The 20814-nt window shown below is 63.4% G+C and carries 20 protein-coding genes; 9 read left to right on the top strand and 11 right to left on the bottom strand.

Going from position 1 to position 20814, the window contains the following annotated elements:
- The first annotated feature begins 68 nt into the window (after positions 1 to 68).
- The 3 genes from BSG09_RS02710 to BSG09_RS02700 all read left to right on the top strand — a co-directional run bounded on the left by BSG09_RS02710 (position 69) and on the right by BSG09_RS02700 (position 4426).
- Entirely contained in the window at positions 69 to 716 is a 648-nt protein-coding gene (locus BSG09_RS02710) for a hypothetical protein (RefSeq protein ID WP_092929824.1), read from the top strand.
- Between the two features lie 463 nt (positions 717 to 1179).
- Positions 1180 to 2844, top strand: coding sequence for a BCCT family transporter (locus tag BSG09_RS02705; protein ID WP_175542127.1), 1665 nt, complete (start codon positions 1180 to 1182; stop codon positions 2842 to 2844).
- Positions 2845 to 3064: 220 nt separating this feature from the next.
- Positions 3065 to 4426 (top strand): aminotransferase class III-fold pyridoxal phosphate-dependent enzyme, encoded by a 1362-nt coding sequence (locus BSG09_RS02700; protein WP_092929822.1) that lies wholly within the window; start codon positions 3065 to 3067, stop codon positions 4424 to 4426.
- A gap of 171 nt (positions 4427 to 4597) precedes the next feature.
- On the opposite strand, the gene BSG09_RS02695 is transcribed toward BSG09_RS02700, so the two are convergent.
- The 3 genes from BSG09_RS02695 to BSG09_RS02685 form a co-directional block, all read right to left on the bottom strand.
- A complete protein-coding gene (locus tag BSG09_RS02695) occupies positions 4598 to 4888 on the bottom strand; it encodes a hypothetical protein (protein WP_092929820.1) in 291 nt (96 codons plus the stop codon).
- 88 nt (positions 4889 to 4976) lie between these two features.
- Positions 4977 to 6227, bottom strand: coding sequence for a threonine ammonia-lyase (gene ilvA, locus BSG09_RS02690; protein WP_092929818.1), 1251 nt, complete (start codon positions 6225 to 6227; stop codon positions 4977 to 4979).
- Complete coding sequence (locus tag BSG09_RS02685; RefSeq protein ID WP_092929816.1) at positions 6224 to 7522, bottom strand: amidohydrolase; 1299 nt, start codon at positions 7520 to 7522, stop codon at positions 6224 to 6226. Before BSG09_RS02685 ends, ilvA begins: the two co-directional genes overlap by 4 nt.
- 128 nt (positions 7523 to 7650) lie before the next feature.
- Here BSG09_RS02685 and BSG09_RS02680 point away from each other — a divergent pair, with 128 nt between their 5' ends.
- Positions 7651 to 8622, top strand: coding sequence for a D-2-hydroxyacid dehydrogenase (locus tag BSG09_RS02680; RefSeq protein WP_092930142.1), 972 nt, complete (start codon positions 7651 to 7653; stop codon positions 8620 to 8622).
- 15 nt (positions 8623 to 8637) lie between these two features.
- Here the strand turns inward: BSG09_RS02680 and BSG09_RS02675 are convergent, their stop codons facing one another.
- From BSG09_RS02675 to BSG09_RS02665, 3 genes are all read right to left on the bottom strand, one after another.
- The gene (locus BSG09_RS02675; protein ID WP_092929814.1) at positions 8638 to 9291 is read right to left on the bottom strand and encodes a DUF502 domain-containing protein; all 654 of its coding nucleotides are present in this window, start codon (positions 9289 to 9291) and stop codon (positions 8638 to 8640) included.
- Positions 9292 to 9379: 88 nt separating this feature from the next.
- Positions 9380 to 10684 (bottom strand): glutamate dehydrogenase GdhB, encoded by a 1305-nt coding sequence (gdhB, locus tag BSG09_RS02670; RefSeq protein ID WP_092929812.1) that lies wholly within the window; start codon positions 10682 to 10684, stop codon positions 9380 to 9382.
- 20 nt (positions 10685 to 10704) lie between these two features.
- Positions 10705 to 11886: a M24 family metallopeptidase gene (locus BSG09_RS02665; RefSeq protein WP_092929810.1), complete on the bottom strand. Its 1182-nt coding sequence runs from the start codon at positions 11884 to 11886 to the stop codon at positions 10705 to 10707.
- A gap of 196 nt (positions 11887 to 12082) precedes the next feature.
- Here BSG09_RS02665 and BSG09_RS02660 point away from each other — a divergent pair, with 196 nt between their 5' ends.
- On the top strand, positions 12083 to 12628 hold the full coding sequence (locus BSG09_RS02660; protein WP_092929808.1) for a CDP-2,3-bis-(O-geranylgeranyl)-sn-glycerol synthase: 546 nt from the start codon (positions 12083 to 12085) through the stop codon (positions 12626 to 12628).
- 71 nt (positions 12629 to 12699) lie between these two features.
- Positions 12700 to 13227 (top strand): orotate phosphoribosyltransferase, encoded by a 528-nt coding sequence (pyrE, locus tag BSG09_RS02655; protein ID WP_092929806.1) that lies wholly within the window; start codon positions 12700 to 12702, stop codon positions 13225 to 13227.
- A gap of 32 nt (positions 13228 to 13259) precedes the next feature.
- Here pyrE and BSG09_RS02650 read toward each other — a convergent pair whose 3' ends face one another.
- Positions 13260 to 13604, bottom strand: coding sequence for a DUF7322 domain-containing protein (locus BSG09_RS02650; RefSeq protein ID WP_092929804.1), 345 nt, complete (start codon positions 13602 to 13604; stop codon positions 13260 to 13262).
- 227 nt (positions 13605 to 13831) lie between these two features.
- Between BSG09_RS02650 and thrS the strand changes: the two genes are divergently transcribed.
- The 3 genes from thrS to glmS all read left to right on the top strand — a co-directional run bounded on the left by thrS (position 13832) and on the right by glmS (position 17283).
- Positions 13832 to 15778, top strand: a complete 1947-nt coding sequence (gene thrS, locus BSG09_RS02645) for a threonine--tRNA ligase (protein WP_092929802.1) — start codon at positions 13832 to 13834, stop codon at positions 15776 to 15778.
- Positions 15779 to 15936: 158 nt separating this feature from the next.
- Entirely contained in the window at positions 15937 to 16647 is a 711-nt protein-coding gene (locus BSG09_RS02640) for a phosphoribosyltransferase family protein (protein ID WP_092929800.1), read from the top strand.
- 189 nt (positions 16648 to 16836) lie between these two features.
- Positions 16837 to 17283: a methylaspartate mutase subunit S gene (gene glmS, locus BSG09_RS02635; RefSeq protein ID WP_092929798.1), complete on the top strand. Its 447-nt coding sequence runs from the start codon at positions 16837 to 16839 to the stop codon at positions 17281 to 17283.
- A gap of 169 nt (positions 17284 to 17452) precedes the next feature.
- On the opposite strand, the gene BSG09_RS02630 is transcribed toward glmS, so the two are convergent.
- From BSG09_RS02630 to BSG09_RS02615, 4 genes are all read right to left on the bottom strand, one after another.
- Positions 17453 to 17887, bottom strand: coding sequence for a universal stress protein (locus BSG09_RS02630; RefSeq protein WP_092929796.1), 435 nt, complete (start codon positions 17885 to 17887; stop codon positions 17453 to 17455).
- Between the two features lie 152 nt (positions 17888 to 18039).
- Positions 18040 to 18630, bottom strand: a complete 591-nt coding sequence (locus BSG09_RS02625; RefSeq protein WP_092929794.1) for a 50S ribosomal protein L15e — start codon at positions 18628 to 18630, stop codon at positions 18040 to 18042.
- 174 nt (positions 18631 to 18804) lie between these two features.
- Positions 18805 to 19335 (bottom strand): hypothetical protein, encoded by a 531-nt coding sequence (locus tag BSG09_RS02620; RefSeq protein ID WP_092929792.1) that lies wholly within the window; start codon positions 19333 to 19335, stop codon positions 18805 to 18807.
- 460 nt (positions 19336 to 19795) lie between these two features.
- The gene (locus BSG09_RS02615; RefSeq protein WP_092929790.1) at positions 19796 to 20704 is read right to left on the bottom strand and encodes a serine/threonine-protein kinase RIO2; all 909 of its coding nucleotides are present in this window, start codon (positions 20702 to 20704) and stop codon (positions 19796 to 19798) included.
- Between the last annotated feature and the right edge of the window lie 110 nt (positions 20705 to 20814).

Here is a 20814-nt window from a genome sequence, read left to right as displayed (position 1 = left end):
CTGGTCTGTGTTCGCAACGCATTCGGTGGATGGGAAACGTTAATCCGCGCGCCCTCTGTGTATCCCGTATGAGCCAGGACGACGTGCCGGAGTCGTTACAGGCGGCAGCGGACTCGGACCGCCCGCGCGGCATTTTGACCCCCTCCGACCGCGATTTCCTGCTCGGCCGGAAGACCGACTACACCGACCACTCGAAGAAACAGAAACGAAACCGGATCCGACGCCGGGTTCGCAACGCGATTCTCGACTTCAGCATCCTCTTCGAGTACATGGAAGAACGCGACCGAGAGACGGTCTTCGACCCCGATGACGAGGACCGCGACGCCTATACTCAGGGGATCACCGATATGCTCGCCTTTCTCCACCTCGGGACGATGGGCTATCACACCCCGTTCAAAGACATGCTCTCTGAGGGCGTCGGCAAGGCCGAACAACAACTTGCCGGCTCGAACTACCGGATGGTCAACGTCGAGTTCAACGTCGAACCGGTCGGCCAGATCGACGTCGACGAGGTCGTCGACAAACTCGAGCACGAGGAGTTCGCCCAGCTCACCGACGAGGAACTGCGCGCGTTCGTGCGCCTGCTGACGATGTCCGACGCCTTCTCGCCGGCGGACACCCGCGCAGAGATCAAAGACAGCGTCGACGAGTTTGCCGAACGCGTAGCCGAAAGCGCCGCGGCTCGCGAGCGATCGCTCGAGGAACTGACGAACTGACACGCCCGCTGTCACCGAAACCCGGGGTCGTGTGCTCGAGTCCGGCCCGATCCAACTCGACGCCATGCAGATTCTTCTCCTGCGATCGGCTCGAGGCACGCTGTCGGCATCGCCGTCGCGTTGACTGCTGTCCGAGTATCGCAGTAACGCCGCTTGTGGAACAGTCGGCTGGCGAGACGACCTGCCGGAACGAACTCGTTTCGATGCGCGGAGTCCGGCGGCACGCGGCGAATCGTCTGCTGTGTTTCGAACACGGCGGTCGACCGGGCATATGCAGCCACTGTGTTCTTGTCTCTCCGAGTAGCAACAGGGTAAACGCAATCTGTAGATAAAATCGCAGTCTGAGAAACACTTATTGTGTACGCTGTTGATGGCCACGGTATGGCGTCACACAGCATGGCGGACGGGCGGCTGACTCGCATCCAACCATCACGCTGTCGTCCGAGTTCGGGGGTGAGACGAGATGAGTGGCGCTGAGAAGGGGATGGTCGACGAGTTCCGCGAGGAGATCGATACGACGGTCTTCCTGTTTGGCGCGCTGTTGACCGTCGGAGTGATTGCGGCGTTTTTCATCAGTCCGAGCACCGTCGAGAGCGGAATCTCGACGCTGAACGATCAGCTTCTGGGTGCGTTCAACTGGGCGCTGTTGTTGATCGTGTTCCTGATCGTCGTCTTCCTGTTGTTCCTGATCATTGGCCCGTGGGGGTCGATCAGACTGGGTGACGAGTCGCCGGAGTACAGTTTCTTGTCGTTTTTCGCGATGCTGTACTCCGCAGGGTTCGCGGCGGGTGTCGTCTTCTGGGGCCCGACCGAGGCGCTGTTCTACTACGACAGTCCCTCACCGTTGTTCGGCGGCGTGGAAGGTGGATCGGCCGAAGCGATGACCATCGCCATCCAGCAGACGCTGTTCCACTGGGCGCTCCCCCAGCTCGCCGTGTTCACCATCATGGGAATCGCGATCGGCTACTTCGCGTACAATTACGATAACGTCCCGCTACGGGTATCATCGGCGCTGACACCGATCATCGGCGCTGAGAATCTCGACGGGCCGTTCGCGAAGGTCGTCGACATCCTCGCCGTCTTCGCGACGATCGGCGGCGTGGCGACGTCGCTTGGCTTCATCGGGAGCCAGTTCGTTACCGGGCTCGAGTACCAGTGGGGCATCAGCATGGGGAACATCGGCATCCTCCTCGTGGTGACGATGATGACCCTGCTGTTTACCACCTCGATGGTGCTCGGAGTCAACAAGGGGATTCGCCGGCTCTCGAACTTCAATATGGTGCTGTTCGTCCTCCTCATGTTCGCGACGTTCATCGTCGGCCCGACGCTGTTCCTGATTCTGCTCGGCACACAGGCCTTCGGCGGGATGATCTCCGATTTCGTCTCGATGAGCCTCTTTACCGGTGCCGGTCCAATGGGTGCGGGGAATCCCGAGGCGACGAGCTGGATGAACGCCTGGACCGTCTTCTACTGGGCGTGGGCGCTCTCGTGGTCCCCCTTCGCGGGCCTGTTCATCGCCCGTATCTCCAAGGGACGCACCGTCCGCGAAGTCGCCTTCACGGGCATCGTCGCGACATCCGCGGCGACCATCCCGTGGTTCACGTTCGTCGGCGGCACCTCCGTCTGGGCCCACCACAACGGGATCGCCGACTTCGGCGCGGTGATCGCCGGCGAGCAGGGCGCGGAGGTCTCCGGCTTCATCCTGTTCGAGACGTTCCCCATGGGATCGATCTTCATGCTGGCCTTTATGATCCTCGTGACGACGTTCTTCGTCACCTCGGCGGACTCCTCGACGCTGGCCGTCTCGATGATGACCACCGGTGGCAAGGCCCGTCCGTCGACGATCAACCGGATCTTCTGGGGCGTCGTCCTCGGGATGACCGCCGCCATCCTGATGATCCTCGGCGGCACCGGCAGCGCGAACACGCTCCAGCAGGCGGCGATCATCACCGGGACGCCCTTCGCGTTCGTCTGCTTCCTCTCGATGCTCGCGTTGATCAAAGACTTCGGTTCGGAGTACGGCCGCGTGCTGCTACAGGACGAAACCGTGCTCATCGGCTCGAGCAGCCAAACCGAACCAGAGTCCCCGGCTGGACCAAGCGGGCCCGTCGAGTCGGACGACGACTGAGACGGGCTGTCGTCGGTCAATGCTGGCGCACCTCGGCAGACCACGGGTGTGCCGGGAACCAGAGGCCTGTGTGTGACGGCTGCTGGCCGCGATCGGACCGATCGACGATCCGTCTCGACGTCATGCTGTCTCCTTTTCTGCGGTCGGGAAGCCGACCACGCCCCGTTCACTTCGCCAACCCATAACAAGTTTTAATGTATGTTGTACACATAAACTGTGTATGGATAGGGACACGGCGGAACCCGACGCTGACGCGCTTCCGGGTCCGAACGCCCAGCAGTGGGTGAACTTCCACCAGGAGTACTCCGCGCCGAGCGAGTACTCACACGAGTTCGTCTGGGACGTGACCCAGGAGGCCGACGGCCCGTTCGTCACCGACGTCGACGGGAACGTCCTCCTCGATTTCACCTGTCACATCGGCGCGGCACCGCTCGGCTACAACAACGAGAAAGTCCTCGGGAAGGTCCGCGAGTTCGACCTCGTCGAACCGCTGAAGATCGCGGGCCAGGACATGTACTTCGGCGCTGGCCCCTCTCCCGAGGAATCGGCAGTGCCGGGCTCGAGCCACCTCATGGAGAAACTCACCGATGTCTCGAGCCAGTACGGCATGGACACGGTCTTCCTATCGAACTCCGGCGCGGAGGCCATGGAGAACGTGATGAAGATCACGAACGACTTCCGCGCGCCCGCGAAGTACGGCATCGCCTTTTCGGGCAGTTTCCACGGCCGCACCCTCGGGACGCTGTCGATCACGAAGTCCAAATCGGTCTATACGCGTCACTACCCCGAAATCAGCGGGATCGAGACGGTGCCGTTCTGTGCCGATCGCGGCTGTGACGCCGATAGCTGCGATTGTGGCTTCTTCACGGGCAGCGAGTCACAGCTCCGGGGCATGCTCGCACCCGAAGGCGGCCACATCGACCCCGACGAGATCGCGTTCCTCACGCTCGAGCCGATCCAGGGCGTCGGCGGCTACCGGTTCCCCAGCGAGGTGTTCATGCAGGAGATTGCGGACGTCACCGACGAGTACGATATCCCGCTGGTCGTCGACGAGATTCAGGCCGGGATCGGCCGCACTGGCGAAATCTGGGCCGCCGATCACTACCCGATCGAGCCGGACATCATCGCCAGCGCGAAGGCCTTACGCGTCGGCGCGACTATCTCCCGTTCCGATGTGTTCCCCGACCAGAAGAATCGGCTCGGATCGACGTTCGGCGGCGGCGACCTGCTGGGCTCGATGATGGGTACGTTTACGCTCGAGGCTATCGAGGAACATGACCTGCTTGACAACGCGACTCGGCGCGGCAAGCAAGCAAAAGAACGCGTTCGCGACGACGCGCCCGACACCGTCGTGGATGTCCGCGGCAAGGGGCTGATGCTCGCCGTCGAGTTCGACACGACCGAGCGTCGGAACGCCGTGGTTGAAGCCGCCCTCGAGCGCGGGCTGTTGACCCTTGGCTGTGGGACGAAGACGATTCGGCTGCTTCCGCCGCTGGATGCGACCGAGCGCGAGATCGAGTTGGGAATGGGGATCTTTCTCGAGGCGATCGAAGCCGCCAGCCCGAGCGCGACGGTCGCGTAAGGATTGCTTTTAATAATCGATTTTCGTTTCTATACCCGGTTCGGTGGCGGTCGGTGACGTTCGCTCGCTGGTGCGATACACAGATATTGATTCACTGCACCGCGTTACTTCGTCACCTCGAGTGAGGGGGACGCGCCATGCAATAATTCCTCCAGCGGCGAGGGCAGCCGCTTACCCCAGAAGTAGCAGAAGTTGCAGTACTCCCGCGAGAAGGATGAGAATCGCTGCCACCACAGAGAGCCAGATGGACACAGGACCGAGCTCGACGCGGTCGACGTTCCCATTCAGGACGTGGTAGCAGTTCCCGACCAGCATTCCGACACCGCCGACGATCATCAGCACCGAACTAATGGACAACCTGACACCGTCGGGAGTTCCCGACAGGAAATTCGAGACTGCGATCATCACGAGGCCACCACCGACGACCATCTGCGAGACGTGATAGAGGAGGGATCGATCCACACACCGATTTGTTGGATAGTCATTTAAATTGTTTTGGTGACATCTCTGCTGCGGTAATCGATCACCGATCGCCGGACACGGCCAGCAATCACTCGAGCGGCCACTCGACGACCAACACACCTTCGAGCTCCGCCAGCGCTTCGAGCACGCCGTTCAGCTGCGCAGGGCCATTTCCCTCGAGTCCGATCGTGACCGGCGTCCGGTTGGGATGGTCGTCACCCGTTCGACGCGCGCGCTCGAGAACGTCCAGTTCGGCTCCCTCGGCTTCGACCACCTCGACCACGTCACCGACGGCCGTCGGCCACCCCTCGAGTGCGAGCCGAGCCTCGGCGTAGCGCTCGAGTTCGCACAATCCCGTCCGCGTCAGGTCGGCGTACTCGGTGAGATTTATGTTTCCGCCCGAGATCACGACGCCGACGTGCTCACCTTCGAGCGCTACCTCGTCCGAGAGCGCGGCAGCCAGCGGGGCAGCCCCGGCGCTTTCGGCGACGGTCTTCGCGCGTTCGGCCAACAGGGTCACCGCGGCGGCGATCTCTCGGTCGCTCACGCTCACTACGTCGTCGACGACCTCGCGGGCGATTTCGAAGGTCGTCTCGAGCATGCGCGTATCCGCGATCCCCTCCGCGACGGTGTCGACGCTCTGGAGTTCGCGGATCTCGCCGGCCGCGAGCGACGGTTTCGCGTGGGCGGCTCCCGCTGGCTGAACCCCGATCACCCGAACATCCCTCTCGGCAGCCTTCAGGACCGTCCCGATACCCGAAATAAGTCCGCCACCGCCGATAGCGACCAGCACGGTGTCGAGGTCGGGGTACTGCTCGAGCAACTCGAGGCCGATCGTCCCTTGGCCCGCGACGATGGCCGCGTCATCGAAGGGGTGGACGAACGTCTCGCCGGTCTCTGCAGCGCGCTCGAGCGCGTACTCGTAGGAGCGTTCGTAGATGTCTCCCTCAACGACCACGTCGGCCCCGTAGCCGCGGGTGGCCTCGATTTTCGCCGCGGGGGTGACCTCGGGGACGACGATCGTCGTCTCGATATCGAGCAGGTCGCCGGCCAGTGCGACGCCCTGGGCGTGGTTACCCGCGCTCGAGGCGATGACGCCCGCCTCGCGCTCATCGGGCGAGAGCTGCGCCATTTTGTTGTACGCCCCGCGGATCTTGAAGGATCCCGTCCGCTGAACGTTCTCGAGTTTGAGCCCGACCGAGGCCGCGTTGCTCATGTCGGCGAACGTCCGCGAGGTATCGAGTGGCGTCCGATGGACCACGTCCGCGATGCGCGCTCGAGCGTCTTCGACGTCCGTCAGGGTGACCGGCCGCTCGCTCGTCTCACCGCCCTCGTTCATTCGTCGTCCTCCCGTGGAACTGGATGTCGCCGCTCGAGTTCCCGAATCGTCTCGACGAGCACGTCGACGCCATGTGCGAGGCTGCGCTCGTCGACGTCGAAGGTGGGTGTGTGATGACTCGTCGGGTGGTCGGTGCCGACGATCAGATACGAGGCCAGCCCGCCATCGTCTTGGACGCGCTCCATCAGGAAGGTCGCGTCCTCGCTCGCCCCGAAGTCAGCGGCCGGCAGCACGCGCTCGACGTCGTCGACGCTACCGGCGACCTCGCTTACGATCTGCTGCAGCTCGGGATCGCTATCGGCGCGGGGCGACTCGCTGACCACGTCGACGTCGGCCCGACAACCGTGTAGCTCCGCCGCCGATCGGATCGTGCGCTCAAGCCGCCGTTTCATGTATGCCATCAGTTCGGTGGTCTCGCCGCGGGCTTCGGCTTCCATATGGGCGCGCTCGGCGATGACGTTGCTCGCGGTGCCAGCCTCGGCCTTGCCGATGTTCACGCGGGTCATCCCATCGGCGTGGCGGGGAATGCCGTAGGCGCTCTCGATCGCTGTCCCCATCGCGTGCATGGCGTTGGCCCCCTCGTTGGGTGCTTTGCCCGCGTGTGCGGACGTCCCTTCGATCGTCGCGTCGACGTGACACATCGCTAGCGGCTTTTCGATGCCCGCGACGACCTCGCCGGTCGGGTGGTCGAGGCCAACGTGGACCGCGAGCAGGTAGTCCAGCCCCGCGGCGTACTCGCTTTTCGCCATCGGAGAACCGCCCCCGCCGGTCTCCTCGGCGGGCTGGAAGAAGACGACCAAGCGGCCGGAAAAGTCGCTCTCTGCGATCGCCTCGAGCGCGGCCAGCCCCCAGGTCATGTGGGCGTCGTGGCCGCAGGCGTGCATCGTGCCGTCGATCTCCGAGCGAAAGTCTTCGGCAGCAGGGACATGTTCCCCGTCGGTCGATTCCTCGATGAATAGGCCGTCGATGTCGACGCGTAGGCCGATCGCCGGTCCCTCACCGCGCTCTACGACGGCGACCGCGCCAGTGGTGCCGCCGGCCAGCTGCTCGAGCAGATCCTCGTCGACACCTCGCTCGCGGGCGCGTTCGAGCCACGGCTCGAGGTCGGCGTCGGGAACGGCCATCCGATCGGCAGGATCGTAGGCGTCGGGGCCGACTGCGAGTTCATCCACACCGATGGCCCGGATTTCGTCGACGAGCCGGGCGGTGGTTGTAAACTCGCGCCACGCGGGTTCGGGGTGGCGGTGGAGCCGCCGTCGAATGGAAACGAGGCGATTGCGCACTGGCTTGCTCATGTAAACCAATGACGTGGGCCATCATCTTAACTATACACAATTGTCGTTTACGATGGGTACACAAAAAGGATAAGTCAGCTGCTGACAATCGTCGGATAACGCGTCGCGATGACGTGAACACGATCCACATGCACACGAATCCAGACATCGTTGTTCTGCGAGAGGGGACGGAAGGACTGTCGATGGAATCGTACGCCGATACGCTGCGCGAGCGGCTTCCCGACCACACCGTCGCGCTTGCACGGACGCCCGACGCGGAGCGCGAACTGGTCCCGCAGGCCCGGGTCGTGACCGGCATCACGATCGAGCCGCCCCTCCTCGAGCGTGCCGACCGGCTCGAGCTGTTCGCGTGTACCTTCGCCGGCACGGACCACGTGCCAGTGGACGCGCTGGCCGACCACGGCGTCGCCGTCACGAACGCCGGCGGGATCCACGCGCCCGGCATCGCCGAGCAGACGATCGCCAACATGCTCGTGTTCGCGCGCCGCCTCCACGAGGGCTGGCGACGCAAGCGAAACGGCGAGTGGCGACACTTCCAGTCGTTCGAGTTCACCGACAGCACCGTCACGATCGTCGGCCTCGGCTCGATCGGGCAGGAAATCGTTCAGCGCCTCGAGGGGTTCGAGGTCGAGACGATCGGCATCCGGTATACGCCGTCCAAGGGTGGCCCGACCGACGAGGTGCGTGGCTTCGACGAGGCCGATATCCACGAGGCGTTTTCCCGCAGCGACTACGTCGTCCTCGCCTGTCCGCTAAACGACCTGACTCGCGGGCTCGTCGGCGAAGAAGAACTGGCGACGCTTCCCCCGAACGCAGTCGTTGTCAACGCAGCCCGCGGTGGGATCATTGACACCGACGCGCTCGTCTCGGCGCTGCAGGTCGAGAGCATCCGCGGGGCCGCCCTCGACGTGACCGATCCCGAACCGCTACCGGCCGATCACCCGCTGTGGGACCTCGAGAACTGCCTCATCACTCCACACACCGGCGGGCACACGCCAAAGCACTGGGATCGGTTGGCCGACATCGTCGCGCACAACGTCGAGGCACTCGAGACCGGCGGTGACCTCGAGAACGCTGTTGCCCGGCCCGACTCGAGCTGAGGTCGGTGTGGCCGATTACTCCTCGTCGGGCGTCTCGGCTCGGTCCGACTGGGTGGCCAGTTGTGGATGCGTCGACTCACCGAACCCGCCGCTCAGGACCCGCGCGAGCACCTCGTCGACGCGCTCGTCCGTTTCAGTAATGCGGTCGTCCTCGGCTTCGACGACGAATCCGGAGGAGATGTTCGGTGCCGTCGGAATGAAAAGCACTGTTCGGCCGTCGCTGGTCGTGTGTCCGGTCTTGAACGCCGGTAGCTCCTTCCCGTCCCAACTCTCGACTCTGACGGGTTCCTGAAGGGCCTGCTCTTCGCCGATCGTGGTTTCGGCGGCGATCTTCGACGCGTTGTAGACGACCCGGAGCCCCGGAAGGCGGTTCGCGACGCCGTCGACACCGCGGGCGAAGAGGTCACCGACCGTCGTCCGGGTCAGGGTGCCGATTCCAATCGTCACTAGCACGAAGACGGTCAGCGAGATCGCAAGCCGAAGGACGTGGGCGATAGCCACCCGAGTCGGCTCGTTGTCGATGACGCCCTGCAAGGCCTGTGCATCGACCACGGCCGTCGGCGTGATCCCCGCTACGATCGCATAGGCCCGATACACGACGTACAGCGTAACGAGTATCGGCCCGATGAGGATCAGCCCGCTCGCGAATACTCGTTTCCACGACGCCATTATTCGATCATACCCCTGATGGGACATGAGCCCTTTCCTTTTCAACAGTTCATGACAGGGACCTGCGCGGGGCGCGTGTCGCGGTCGGTTACGGCCAAAGCCCGCGGGTCTCTTTTGCCTCGGCCACCCGGGACAGCGCCACCACATACGCGGCATCGCGCCACGTCAACCCGCCGTCTTCGACCTCCGCACGGACGTCGGTCCAGGCATCGAGCATGTGTTCCTCGAGTTCCCTGTTGACACGCTCGAGCGTCCACTGGCGGCGGTTGATGTCCTGCAGCCACTCGAAGTAGCTCACCGTCACGCCACCCGCGTTCGCGAGGATATCCGGCACGACTGGGATGTCTCGCTCCTCTAAGATGGCGTCAGCGGCGAACGTCGTCGGGCCGTTCGCGCCCTCGACGACGATGTCGGCCGCGATCGCGTCGGCGTTGTCGGCGGTGATGACGTTGCCGACGGCAGCCGGGATCAACACGTCGACGTCGAGCTCGAGCAGGCCCGCGTTCGAGAGTCGGCGAGCGCTGTCTCCGTCGGCGAGGTCGGTCGCGTAGCTCGTGACGGCTTCCGGCTCCTCGTCGTGGGACGGGATCGCGTTGACATCGATCCCGTCGGGGTCGTAAATCGCGCCGTTGACGTCGCTGACAGCGACGACGGTCGCGCCCCAGTCCTCGAGCAGGCGGGCTGCGTTGGCCCCGACGCTGCCAAAGCCCTGAACGGCGACGGTGGTGCTCGAGAGGTTACGATCGTAGTGGTCGACGGCTTCACGGGCGATGATCGCGGTCGACCGACCGGGGGCTTCCTCGCGACCGTAGGAGCCGCCGATGACCGGTGGCTTGCCGGTGACGACGCCGGGGATGGTTTCGCCCTGTTGCATCGAGTAGGCGTCCATGAACCAGGCCATCGTCTGGGCGTCGGTGCCCATATCCGGTGCAGGAACGTCTTTCGTCGGCCCGACCATATTGCGCAGTTCCTCGGCGAACCGGCGGGTGAGCCGTTCGGTCTCGTCGTCGCTCAACGACTTGGGATCGACGGCGATACCGCCTTTTCCGCCGCCGAAGGGCAGGTCCAACACGGCACACTTCCAGGTCATCCACATCGAGAGGCCGATACACTCCTCGGCAGTCACCTCCGGGTGGTACCGAAGCCCGCCCTTGTAGGGGCCGCGAACGTCGTCGTGCTGGGCCCGGTAGCCGGTGAAGACCTCGACGGAACCGTCCTCGCGCTCTAGGGGCACCGACACCTGCTGGACCCGCGTCGGGTGTTTCAGCCGCTCGACGACACCGGGGTCGACGTCGACATGGGCCGCCGCGCGCTCTAACTGCCGGCGCGCGGTGACCAGCGCCGAGTCGCGCTCGTCCGATTCCGTCTCGTCCGGGGGAGTGGTCGTGCTCATGGGCGTGATAACTGACGACGTTAGGTCGTAAACAGTTGTCGCGGAAATTCGGCCAGCGTCTCGGCACCGGTTGCCGTGACGTGAAACGTCTCGCTGATCTCGACGCCGAGTTCGTCGGTCCAGATGCCCGGAATCATGTGAAACGTCATGTCCTCCTCGAGCACCGTGTCATCGCCCGGGCGCAGGCTCGCGGTGTGTTCGCCCCAGTCCGGCGGGTAGCCAAGCCCCATCGAGTAGCCGATCCGATCCTCCTTCTCGAGGCCGTACTGGGCGATGGTCTCGCGCCACGCGCTCTCGACTGCCTCGCAGGTGACACCGGGTTCGGCGGCGTCGAGCGCTGCCTCGAGTCCTTCGACGACGACCTCGGCGGTTTCTACGAGTTCCGCCGGCGGATCGCCGACGAACGTCGTGCGTGCCAGCGGCGAGTGATACCGGTGACGACAGCCCGAGAGTTCGATGATGACGGGATCGCCGTCCTCGAAGGGACGGTCAGTCCACGTCAGATGTGGCGTCCCGGTGTGCTCGCCCGAGGGCATCAGCGGGACGATCGACGGGTAGTCGCCGCCGTACGCCTCGGTGCCGGTAATGAGCGCGTCGTAGATCGCAGCCGCGGCCTCGTACTCCGGGATGCCTTCTTCGATGGCGTCGAGCCCCGCTTGCATCGCGTGCTCGGAGATACGAGCGGCCTCGCGCATGTACGCGAGTTCCTGGTCTGATTTCTTGATTCGGACCCAGCCGACCAGCAGCGTCGCGTCCTCGAACGCGGCGTCGGGGAGGTTCTGCTGCAGTCGGGTGTAGGACTTCGCCGTGAAGTAGGCGGCGTCCATCTCGAGGCCGATCCGGCCGTCGTCGACGCCGAGTTCCTCGAGAACGCCCGCGACGTAGTCCATCGGATGGAGGTCATGTGGCGAGTGGACGTGGTCGTCGCTGTAGGTCCGAATGCTCGCCTCCGAAAGGTGTGTCGTCGCGCGTGCGCCGTTTCCATCCATCCCACGGCCGATCCAGACGGGCTCATCGCGCTCGAGCGTGACCACGACGGCCTGGTGGACGTAAAACGACCAGCCGTCATAGCCCGTCAGATAGTTCATGTTCGCTGGATCGGCGACGACGATCGCGTCGAGATCCGCCTCGCGCAGCCGGTCTTTGGTCCGAGCGACCCGACGCTCGTACTCGGCCTCGTCGAAAATCTGCTCTCGTGGCATGCTAACAACCCCTCTCCAAAAGGAGTCTACCAGAAGTGCTAAAAATTTTTCGTGTACATTAGTAACGGATACTGTTTACAACCCTACGACGTCCGTCGTCAACGGGCAAGCAGCAGTCACGTCGTTCGATTCCTGACCCGGCTCTCGTCCCGTCGAACCACCGGCGGTTAAGACACGTCGGTTCGTCCCGCCGGATATGGCAATACTCGAGACTATCGTGATCGCGTTCTGGGCGATGTTGCCCGCCTACGTCCCCAACAACGCCGCGGTGTTAGCCGGCGGCGGTCGGCCCATCGATGGCGGTCGAACGTGGGGCGACAGGCGCGTGCTCGGCGACGGAAAGACGTGGCGCGGGACGGCGATGGGAACCCTCGCGGGCGTTGCACTCGCGGCCGTCCTGACCGTCATCGAGCCGACCGCAAGCGACGCGCTTGGCTTTGCCGTCCCGAGTTTCGAGCCCCTCGCGGCGCTCGGTCTGGCTGGCGGTGCGATGCTCGGCGACATCCTCGCCTCGTTTCTCAAGCGCCGGAGCGGCCGCCAGCGCGGCGCGATGTTTCCCGGGCTCGACCAGCTGGATTTCGTCGTCGTCTCCTTGCCGCTGACCGCGCTGCTGGCGACTGAGTGGTTCCAAACGTGGTTTACGCTCGAGGTCATCCTCGTCGTCGTCGTCCTGACGCCGATTCTGCACGTGACGACGAACGTGATCGCGTACAAGCTCGGGCTGAAGAACGAACCCTGGTAAAGTATTACTACGCGCGCGTTCGGCGTCCCGTTTCACACCGCTTATTTCAGTCCGGGCCGCGTTCTCGAGTAATGACGAACCAAGCGCTCATCGACGCCCTACGTGGGGCCGACGCCGTTCAGTTCGGCGAATTCGAACTCTCCCACGGCGGCACCAGCGAGTACTACGTCGACAAGTACCTCTTCGAGACAGATCCGGGCTGTCTCGAGTTGATCGCCGAGGCCTTCGCCGAGCGACTCGCCGATGACGACAAACTCGGCGGCGTCGCGCTGGGCGGCGTCCCGCTTGCTGCCGCGACGAGCGTCGCGGCCGACGTCCCCTACGTCATCGCGCGCAAGCAGCGCAAGGACTACGGCACCGCGAACTTGGTCGAGGGCCGGCTCGAGGAGGGCGAGGAAGTCGTCGTCCTCGAGGACATCGTGACCACGGGAACGAGTCTCGTCGACGCGATCGAGGCGCTCCGTGACGCTGGCGCGACCGTCGAGCGCGCGCTGGTCGTCGTCGATCGACAGGAAGGCGGCCGCGAGAACGTCGAAGACGCGGACGTCGAGATGGAGGCGCTCGTCACCGCCGAGGAGCTGCTGGCCGATCGGGACTAACGACTGAGTCACTGCGGTCACCGCATTGTGACTCACGTGCGGGCACTGTACCGACGGTACACCACGACAGCGACGACCAGCGTGAGGGTCCCGCCGATCGCGAGCGCACCGCCGCCGACCCACTGGCTCCGGAATCCGATCAGCATCACGCCGAGGCTCGCGCCGAAGAGGCCGGCGTGAACGAGCACCGCGACGACGACGAACGCGAGCAGCGTCGATCGTAAAATCTCGCTGAACGTCTGCTCGAGATCGTCGTCGTCACTGTCTCCGCCTCCGATCGGGTCCTCGAACGGATCGCTCCCGAACGGATCTTCGAGTGGATCATCCGCGAACGGGTCCTCGAGCGGATCGTCGTCCGCCGGTGGATCGAAGCCCACGACGTGACGTAGCCGACCCAGAGCGAAAACCGTTCGGCCGGTGACGCCCCATCACAATGCTTTTATCCCGCTCGAGACTACGCGTAGCCACGATGGTAGGTGTCCGCTTTACAGGGGCGTTTGCCCGCTTTTAATTCCCACCTACCGTGTATTGTGTCGGCTCCGGTCGACCAGTGTGCGGGAGACGGCGCGGACACGCCACCGGGATTTTCACCACATCCACAGCCATGTCAGAATCAGATTCACAGCAGCAGATAGCGGTCGTACTGCCCGACGGATCGGAACTCGAGGTCGACGCCGATGCGACGGTCGAGGATTGTGCCTACGAGATCGGCCCCGGCCTCGGTAGCGACACGGTCGCCGGCAAACTTGACGGCGACCTCGTTGCCAAAGAGCAGCCGGCCTACGACGGCGCGGAACTCGAGATCATCACGGACCAGTCCGACGAATATCTGCGCGTGATGCGCCACTCCGCGGCCCACTGTCTCGCGCAGGCCGTCGAACGGCTGTACGACGAGGACGAAGTCAAACTCGCGATCGGCCCGCCGACGGACGAGGGCTTTTACTACGACTTCGACAACCTCGATGTCGACGAGGACGACCTCGCCAACCTCGAGGCTGAGATGGAAGAAATCATCGAGGCGGACTACGAGATAGAGCGCGAGGAGGTTTCGATCGAAGACGCCGAGGAGCGACTGGCCGACGAACCCTACAAGCTCGAACTCCTCGAGGAACTCGCCGAGGAAGACGAGACGGTCACGTTCTACAGACAGGGCGAGTGGGAGGACCTCTGTGCTGGCCCGCACGTCGATTCGACGGGTGAGATCGGCGCGATCGAACTGCTCGAGATCGCCGGCGCGTACTGGCGCGGCGACGAGGACAACACGATGCAGACCCGGATTTACGGGACGGCCTTCGAGGACGAAAGCGATCTCGAGGACTTCTTAGAGCGCAAGCAGGAAGCCGAGAAACGCGACCACCGTCGGATCGGCAACGAAATGGATCTGTTCTCGATTCAGGACGTCACCGGCCCCGGGCTGCCGCTGTATCACCCCGCCGGGAAGACGGTTCTGAAAGAACTCGAGGACTTCGTCGAGACGCTGAACAAGGAGGCAGGCTACGACTACGTCGAGACGCCCCACGTCTTCAAGACGGACCTCTGGCACCGGTCGGGCCACTACGAGAACTACCAGGATGACATGTTCATCTTCGACGTCGGCGACGACGAGTTCGGCCTAAAGCCGATGAACTGCCCCGGCCACGCCGCCATCTTCCAAGATCACTCCTGGAGCTACCGCGATCTGCCGATTCGGTACGCCGAGAACGGCAAAGTCTATCGTAAGGAGCAGCGCGGTGAACTCTCGGGACTCTCGCGGGTCTGGGCCTTTACGATCGACGACGGCCACCTGTTCATCCGCCCCGACCAGATCAAACACGAAGTCGAAGAGATCATGGACATGATCACGGACGTCCTCGAGACGTTCGACCTCGACTACGAGATGGCGCTGGCAACCCGCCCCGAGAAGTCGGTTGGCTCCGACGAGATCTGGGAGCGCGCCGAGGAGCAACTCGAGAGCGTGCTCGAGGCCCACGGTCACGAGTACGAGATCGAGGAGGGCGACGGAGCGTTCTACGGGCCGAAGATCGACTTTGCGTTCGAGGACGCCATCGGTCGCTCGTGGGACGGCCCCACGGTGCAACTGGACTTCAACATGCCCGAGCGGTTCGATCTGAACTACGTCGGCGAGGACAACGAGGAACACCGCCCGGTCATGATCCACCGCGCACTCTATGGCAGCTACGAGCGGTTCTTCATGATGCTCATCGAGCACTACGAGGGCCGGTTCCCGCTGTGGCTTGCACCCGAGCAGGTCCGCGTGCTGCCGATCTCCGACGCAAACCTCGGCTACGCCTATCAGGTCGCAAATGAGTTCGATGACTTCCGCGTCGAGGTCGACGACCGCGACTCCACGCTCGAGCGCAAGATCCGCGCGGCCCACGACGACCGCGTGCCCTACCAGATCATCGTCGGCGACAACGAGGAAGAAGACGGGAACATCTCGGTGCGTGACCGCTTCGAGGATCAGGAGTACGACGTCGAAATCGACGAGTTCCGCGCACACCTCGAGGCCGAACGCGACGAGCAGCGGACGGAGCCTGACTTCCTGCAATAGCGACCGGACGACACGTTTTTCGCGGTTGACGGCGCTCGAGTCGAGTGTTTCGACGACTAGATAACGACGGTCTCGGCTTGAAGGGACTACATAGATGTGCAGATTCAGCGATTAAATCGGACCGAAATACCCATAGTTGCGGAATCGTGCATATCTGTATGAACAGAGCCGAGAAGGCAGCCCTCCAGCTGCGGGCCGTCGACGTGTTGCGGATGTTGAAGGAAACGCGGACCTATGACGAGCTCGCCGAGACAACGGGGCTTCCAGCGGGCGATCTCAACCGGTACGTAAACGGGCACGTCCTGCCCGGAACTGATCGCGCGCGCGAGGTCGTCGAGGATCTCGGCCGGGAGGCGTTGGCCGAGGAACTCGATGCACGCATTCGCGTCGACGACGATGGGTACGTCGACAACTCCGCGACCGTCTTCGACCAGCCGTTTCTCGATCTGGCTGCGCCGGTCGTGGCCAATGGCTTCAACTTCGAGCGTCCCGACGTCGTGCTCACCGCCGCGACCGACGGGATCACGCTTGCGGCCGCGCTCGCGAGCTATTACGGCGTCCGCTGTGCCTACGCGAAAAAACGCAAGGAGACCGCCGTCGAGGAGTTCATCGAAGCCCGCCAGCGCCTGCAGTCGGGGATCGAACTCACCTACTATCTGCCCGCTTCCGCGATCGATCCCGGCGAGTCGGTGCTCGTCGTCGACGACCTCATCCGATCGGGCGAGACCCAGGAACTCCTGCTCGACATTGCTCACACCGCCGAGGCCGACGTTGCCGGCGTCTTCGCACTCATCGCAGCCGGCGAAGATGGGATTCGGCGTGCCCGCAACCACACCGACGCACCGGTCGGCGCGCTCACAACCGTCTGATTTCCGGTCGGCTGGTTCTCTCGGATAGTCTCTCCCACTCGAGGGGGAATCATAATCACCAGCATCTCCCGCCGAGCGCCTCGTCTACGGCTGCTTGCGTGTAACTCTCGTGTGGGGACCATGTGAACCAGTGCCACATTATTAATCATTAGGTTTATGGTGGTGCCCGCAGTTTGTGGTGGTACGCACATGACGAAGACAGTCATCCTCGGCGTGATCGGTTCGGACGCTCACGTTGTCGGGATTACCATCCTGGAACAGGCACTGGAGGCAGCCGGATTCGACGTCGTCAACCTCGGGGTGCAGACCTCCCAAGAAGACTTCGTCGAAGCCGCGTCCGCCAACGACGCCGAGGCTGTCCTCGTCTCGTCACTCTACGGCCACGCGAAACAGGACTGCGAGGGCTTCCACCAGCGGATCGCCGATGCTGACATCGACGTGACGACCTACATCGGCGGTAACCTCGCCGTCGGGCAGGACGACTTCGAGGAGACCCGCAAGTTCTTCCGCGAACTGGGCTTCGACCGGGTCTTCAACTCCGAGACCGACCCCGAAGACGCTATCGAGGCCCTGCGGGCCGATCTGGACATGCGCTCGAGCGAGTCCGAACAGGAAAGTCAGACTGTCTCGGCCTGATCGCCGCGACGTCGCTGCTTCTTGCCGTTCTTTTCGACCAGCAGTAGCGGTCGCTGACCGTGATCGATACCGAATACTAACTATCATACTGGCTATAAGCAGTCAGTGCCAGTGGGACCGCGACCGCCCTCCGGTCCGACCGGGAAATCGGGACAGCAGCCGGTCTCAGTCACCGAACGATCGTCACCGGCACCGGCGACCGGCGAGCCACCGTCTCGGCGACGCTGCCGAGGAGAATCCGGCTTGCCCCGGTCCGGCCGTGGCTCCCGACGACGACGTGGTCGACATCGTTGTCGTCGGCATAGTCGACGATCGATCGCGAGACGCTGCCGACGACGTGGTCCGTCTCGAGTTCGACGTCGTGCTCGGCGGCCTGCTCGCGAGCCGCTTCTAAGATCTCCTCGGCGCGTTCCTCGTGGTGGCGCTGTATCTCGTCGTAATTTGCCATCGCCGTTCCTTCGACGCCGCTCACTGCGTAGAAGTCACCCGGGTCGAGCACGTAGAGGGCGGTGATCGTCGCGTCTGAATACTCCTCGCAAGCGAACTCGAGTGCGTCGGTCGACTGCGCCGAGTCGTCAACTGCCACGAGAACGTGCCGTGCCATACGCGACGGTATGTCGGCCCATGGAATAAGTCCATCTCTCGCCTCGAGCCGGCGGGAACTACCCGTCGAGACGGCGGTCGGCAACGATTGTCTCGAGCAGTCGCTCTCGCCTCGAGTCGCGAAAAATCGGCGTGAAATCGGCTGGTCGCGTGTTACTTCGCGCGGCCCTGGCCGCCGGTGTTGGACGGGCGGACCTTCTCGGCACCTTTACCGCGGTTGTTGAGCCCACGGTTTGCCGTGCCGGCGTTGGTGAGCCCGCGGAACGCGCGGTTGGTGTGGTCGTCGCTGCAGATCCAGTTGAGATCGTCGTCGTTCTCGATCGCGGGATGGTTCGGATCGACGAGGATCACTTCGAACCACTTCTGCGAGCCGTCTTCACCGACCCAGTAGCTGTTGAGCACGCGCAGGTTGGGGTACTTTCGGGAGACGCGCTCTTCGCCGATGCGCTGGATGTTCTTGCGCCGCCCGATGCGGTTGACACCCTGGCGCTTCGAGCGCCGACCGGCCGTGAACCGTTCCTTCCGGGCGGTCCCTTTGCGGACCGACACACGGGTCATGACGATGCCCTGTTTGGCCTTGTAGCCGAGTTCGCGCGCCTTGTCGAGTCGCGTTGGGCGGTCGATCCGCTCGATCGCGCCCTGCTTGCGCCACTCCTGTTTGCGCTGCCACTGCAGCTCCCCGAGTTTACCGTCGTCGGGGTCTTTCCATGCGTCCTTGATGTGGGAATAGAAGCTTTTTGCCATCGTATTCACCCGCGGGCGTTTCCTGGTTCAATCCCGACCGGGGCACATGCCCCGCGGATCACATCCCGACCTGCGGCCCAGTACCGTGCAGGTGCCCGCTGATGCCCGCGAACCAGCGAGTCTACCGGATCTATCCAACTCTCGAGTATAAGCGCTTCGAACTCCGCGAGCGCGCTACCGCACCGGAACGTGCTCGCGGACGCCGCTCGGCGCGATGCCGTTGATCGTCGCGAAGACGGCCCCAAGCACCAGCCCGTATACGAGGTGGCCGAATCCAAACAGGAGTGCACCGAATAGCTCCGCTGTGAGCCCCGGAACCGGGAGAAACGGCATTGGCAACGTGGCCACGCCGACACGTTCCATCGCGAACGGGAACAGGACGCCCCCGGCAAAGAGGCCGATGACGGCACCGAAGACGAGCCCTGCGATGATGTAGTCGCTGAAATCGGTCACCAGTTGCTGGACTGCCGGCCTCGAGACGAGGGTGGCGAACACCAGCCCGAACGCGATGCTGATCATCAGGTGGATCGCCCAGCCAGCACCGACTGCGAGCTCAGGGTCAACTGCGAGGCCGCCGAGCAGTTCGATCTGGTCTCCGCCGAAGTGAAGCACCAGACCCATGGCGATCCCGGCGACTAGCCCGCCCGTAACGCCACCGCCCCACACGCCGACGCCGTCGAGTTCGTGTGTTGTGCTAGCACTCATATGTGATGCTACGGATGCGAGACTGATTAATTCAAGCATCCACCGGAGTCAGTGAGTGTGACGTACGTCAGTAGTTCCACTATGGTGACCGATCGTCGCTCGAGTTGACCGAATGCCGGACGAATGTCGGTTCTTGTCCGCCGAAGTGTACTCGGACGACACCCCCTCAAGAGTCTAATTTTATATAGCGATATACAATATAGCCGATACGCTATCGGATTCTTCTGCGTGGCGTTTACGAGACGTCTCGAGCCCGCTACCGCGGAATTCGCTCAGAAAAGCCTCTGTCGGGACTGATGCTCTCGACTCGAGCTCGGTCAACTGGGCCGTCGCTGTTGATGGCGAAACCAGTGGCTGCCACCCTGCTGGACAGCGATACCGTGAGTCACCACCTCGAGTGTGAGACTAGTGTCTACATCGGTCCTACCGCACCCAAACGACAGTGACGAACAGCTGGTCGTTACACGAACTCGGTAACCGTTTCGAACGAATCGGCGGTGATCGCGTCGGCCACCTCGTCGGTGGGGAGGTCGTCGGGTACGTGCTGGGGGTACTTGCGGCGGAAGTAGCCCACGACGTTCGTCAGGTCACGCCGGAGGAATTCGTCGGCGTTTTCGTGATCCGTCGGGACCGCCTGCGGCCAGTCGAAGACCGTCACGCCCGCCTCGTTGACGAAGACGTTGTACTCGCTCATGTCCGCATGGACGTACCCATGTGCGTACGCGCGATCGATTTCGGAGACGAGCAGATCGAGAACCCCGAGCACCTGCTCGTCCTCGAGTCGGGTTCGTGAGAGTTCGACGCCGTCCATCTTTTCCATGACGATGGCATGGCGATTCTGTCCGATCGGCTGTGGAACCGCGACGTCAGGATAGAGTTCCTCGAGAATGTCGTACTCGCGTTCGGCGGCCTTTCGAGCGGTGTACATCCAGGAGACGTGCTTGTTGTCCGAGGTGTAATCGCGTTCCTTGTGGACCTCCCGGAAGTTCGTATAGCCCTCGCGGTGATATTTCAGGGCCAGCGGCTTGTACGAGCGGACTTCGTAGACGTCGCTTTCCTTGCCGACGCCCAGTGGCGAGCCAAACTCCGTGATCGTGTCCTGTTCGACGAGCGCCCGCAGCGCCAAGGCATCGTAGCCCTCGAACTGCAGCGTATACCCCTCGTACTGAATCGTCTTCTTCTCGATCAATCCACGTTTGAGACAGCGCTCGAGACGGTAATCGACCTCTTCTTCGGTCAAGTTGGTGAACTTCGGGAGCTTTTCCCGCTGGACCCACTCCGAAAAGCGCATCCCCTGTTCTACTCCGGAGAGGAGATAGAAGTCTTCGTCCTCGAGTTCCGGAAGTAACCCGGCGACGTTTCGCACCATAGCGACCGATAGCCGGTCAGTACGTAAAAACGGCGTGACGCGGTCTCCGTGCGGCGAGCAAACCCACTCGCGTACGACAGGGCACTGCCGGGTCAAGGTGGACTCGCGCC

Origin of the sequence: Natrinema hispanicum, assembly GCF_900111485.1 — an archaeon.
Taxonomy (GTDB): Archaea; Halobacteriota; Halobacteria; order Halobacteriales; family Natrialbaceae; genus Natrinema; species Natrinema hispanicum_A.
The sequence above is the reverse complement of the archived record's forward strand: the minus strand, read 5'-3'. Positions and strand labels throughout refer to the sequence as shown.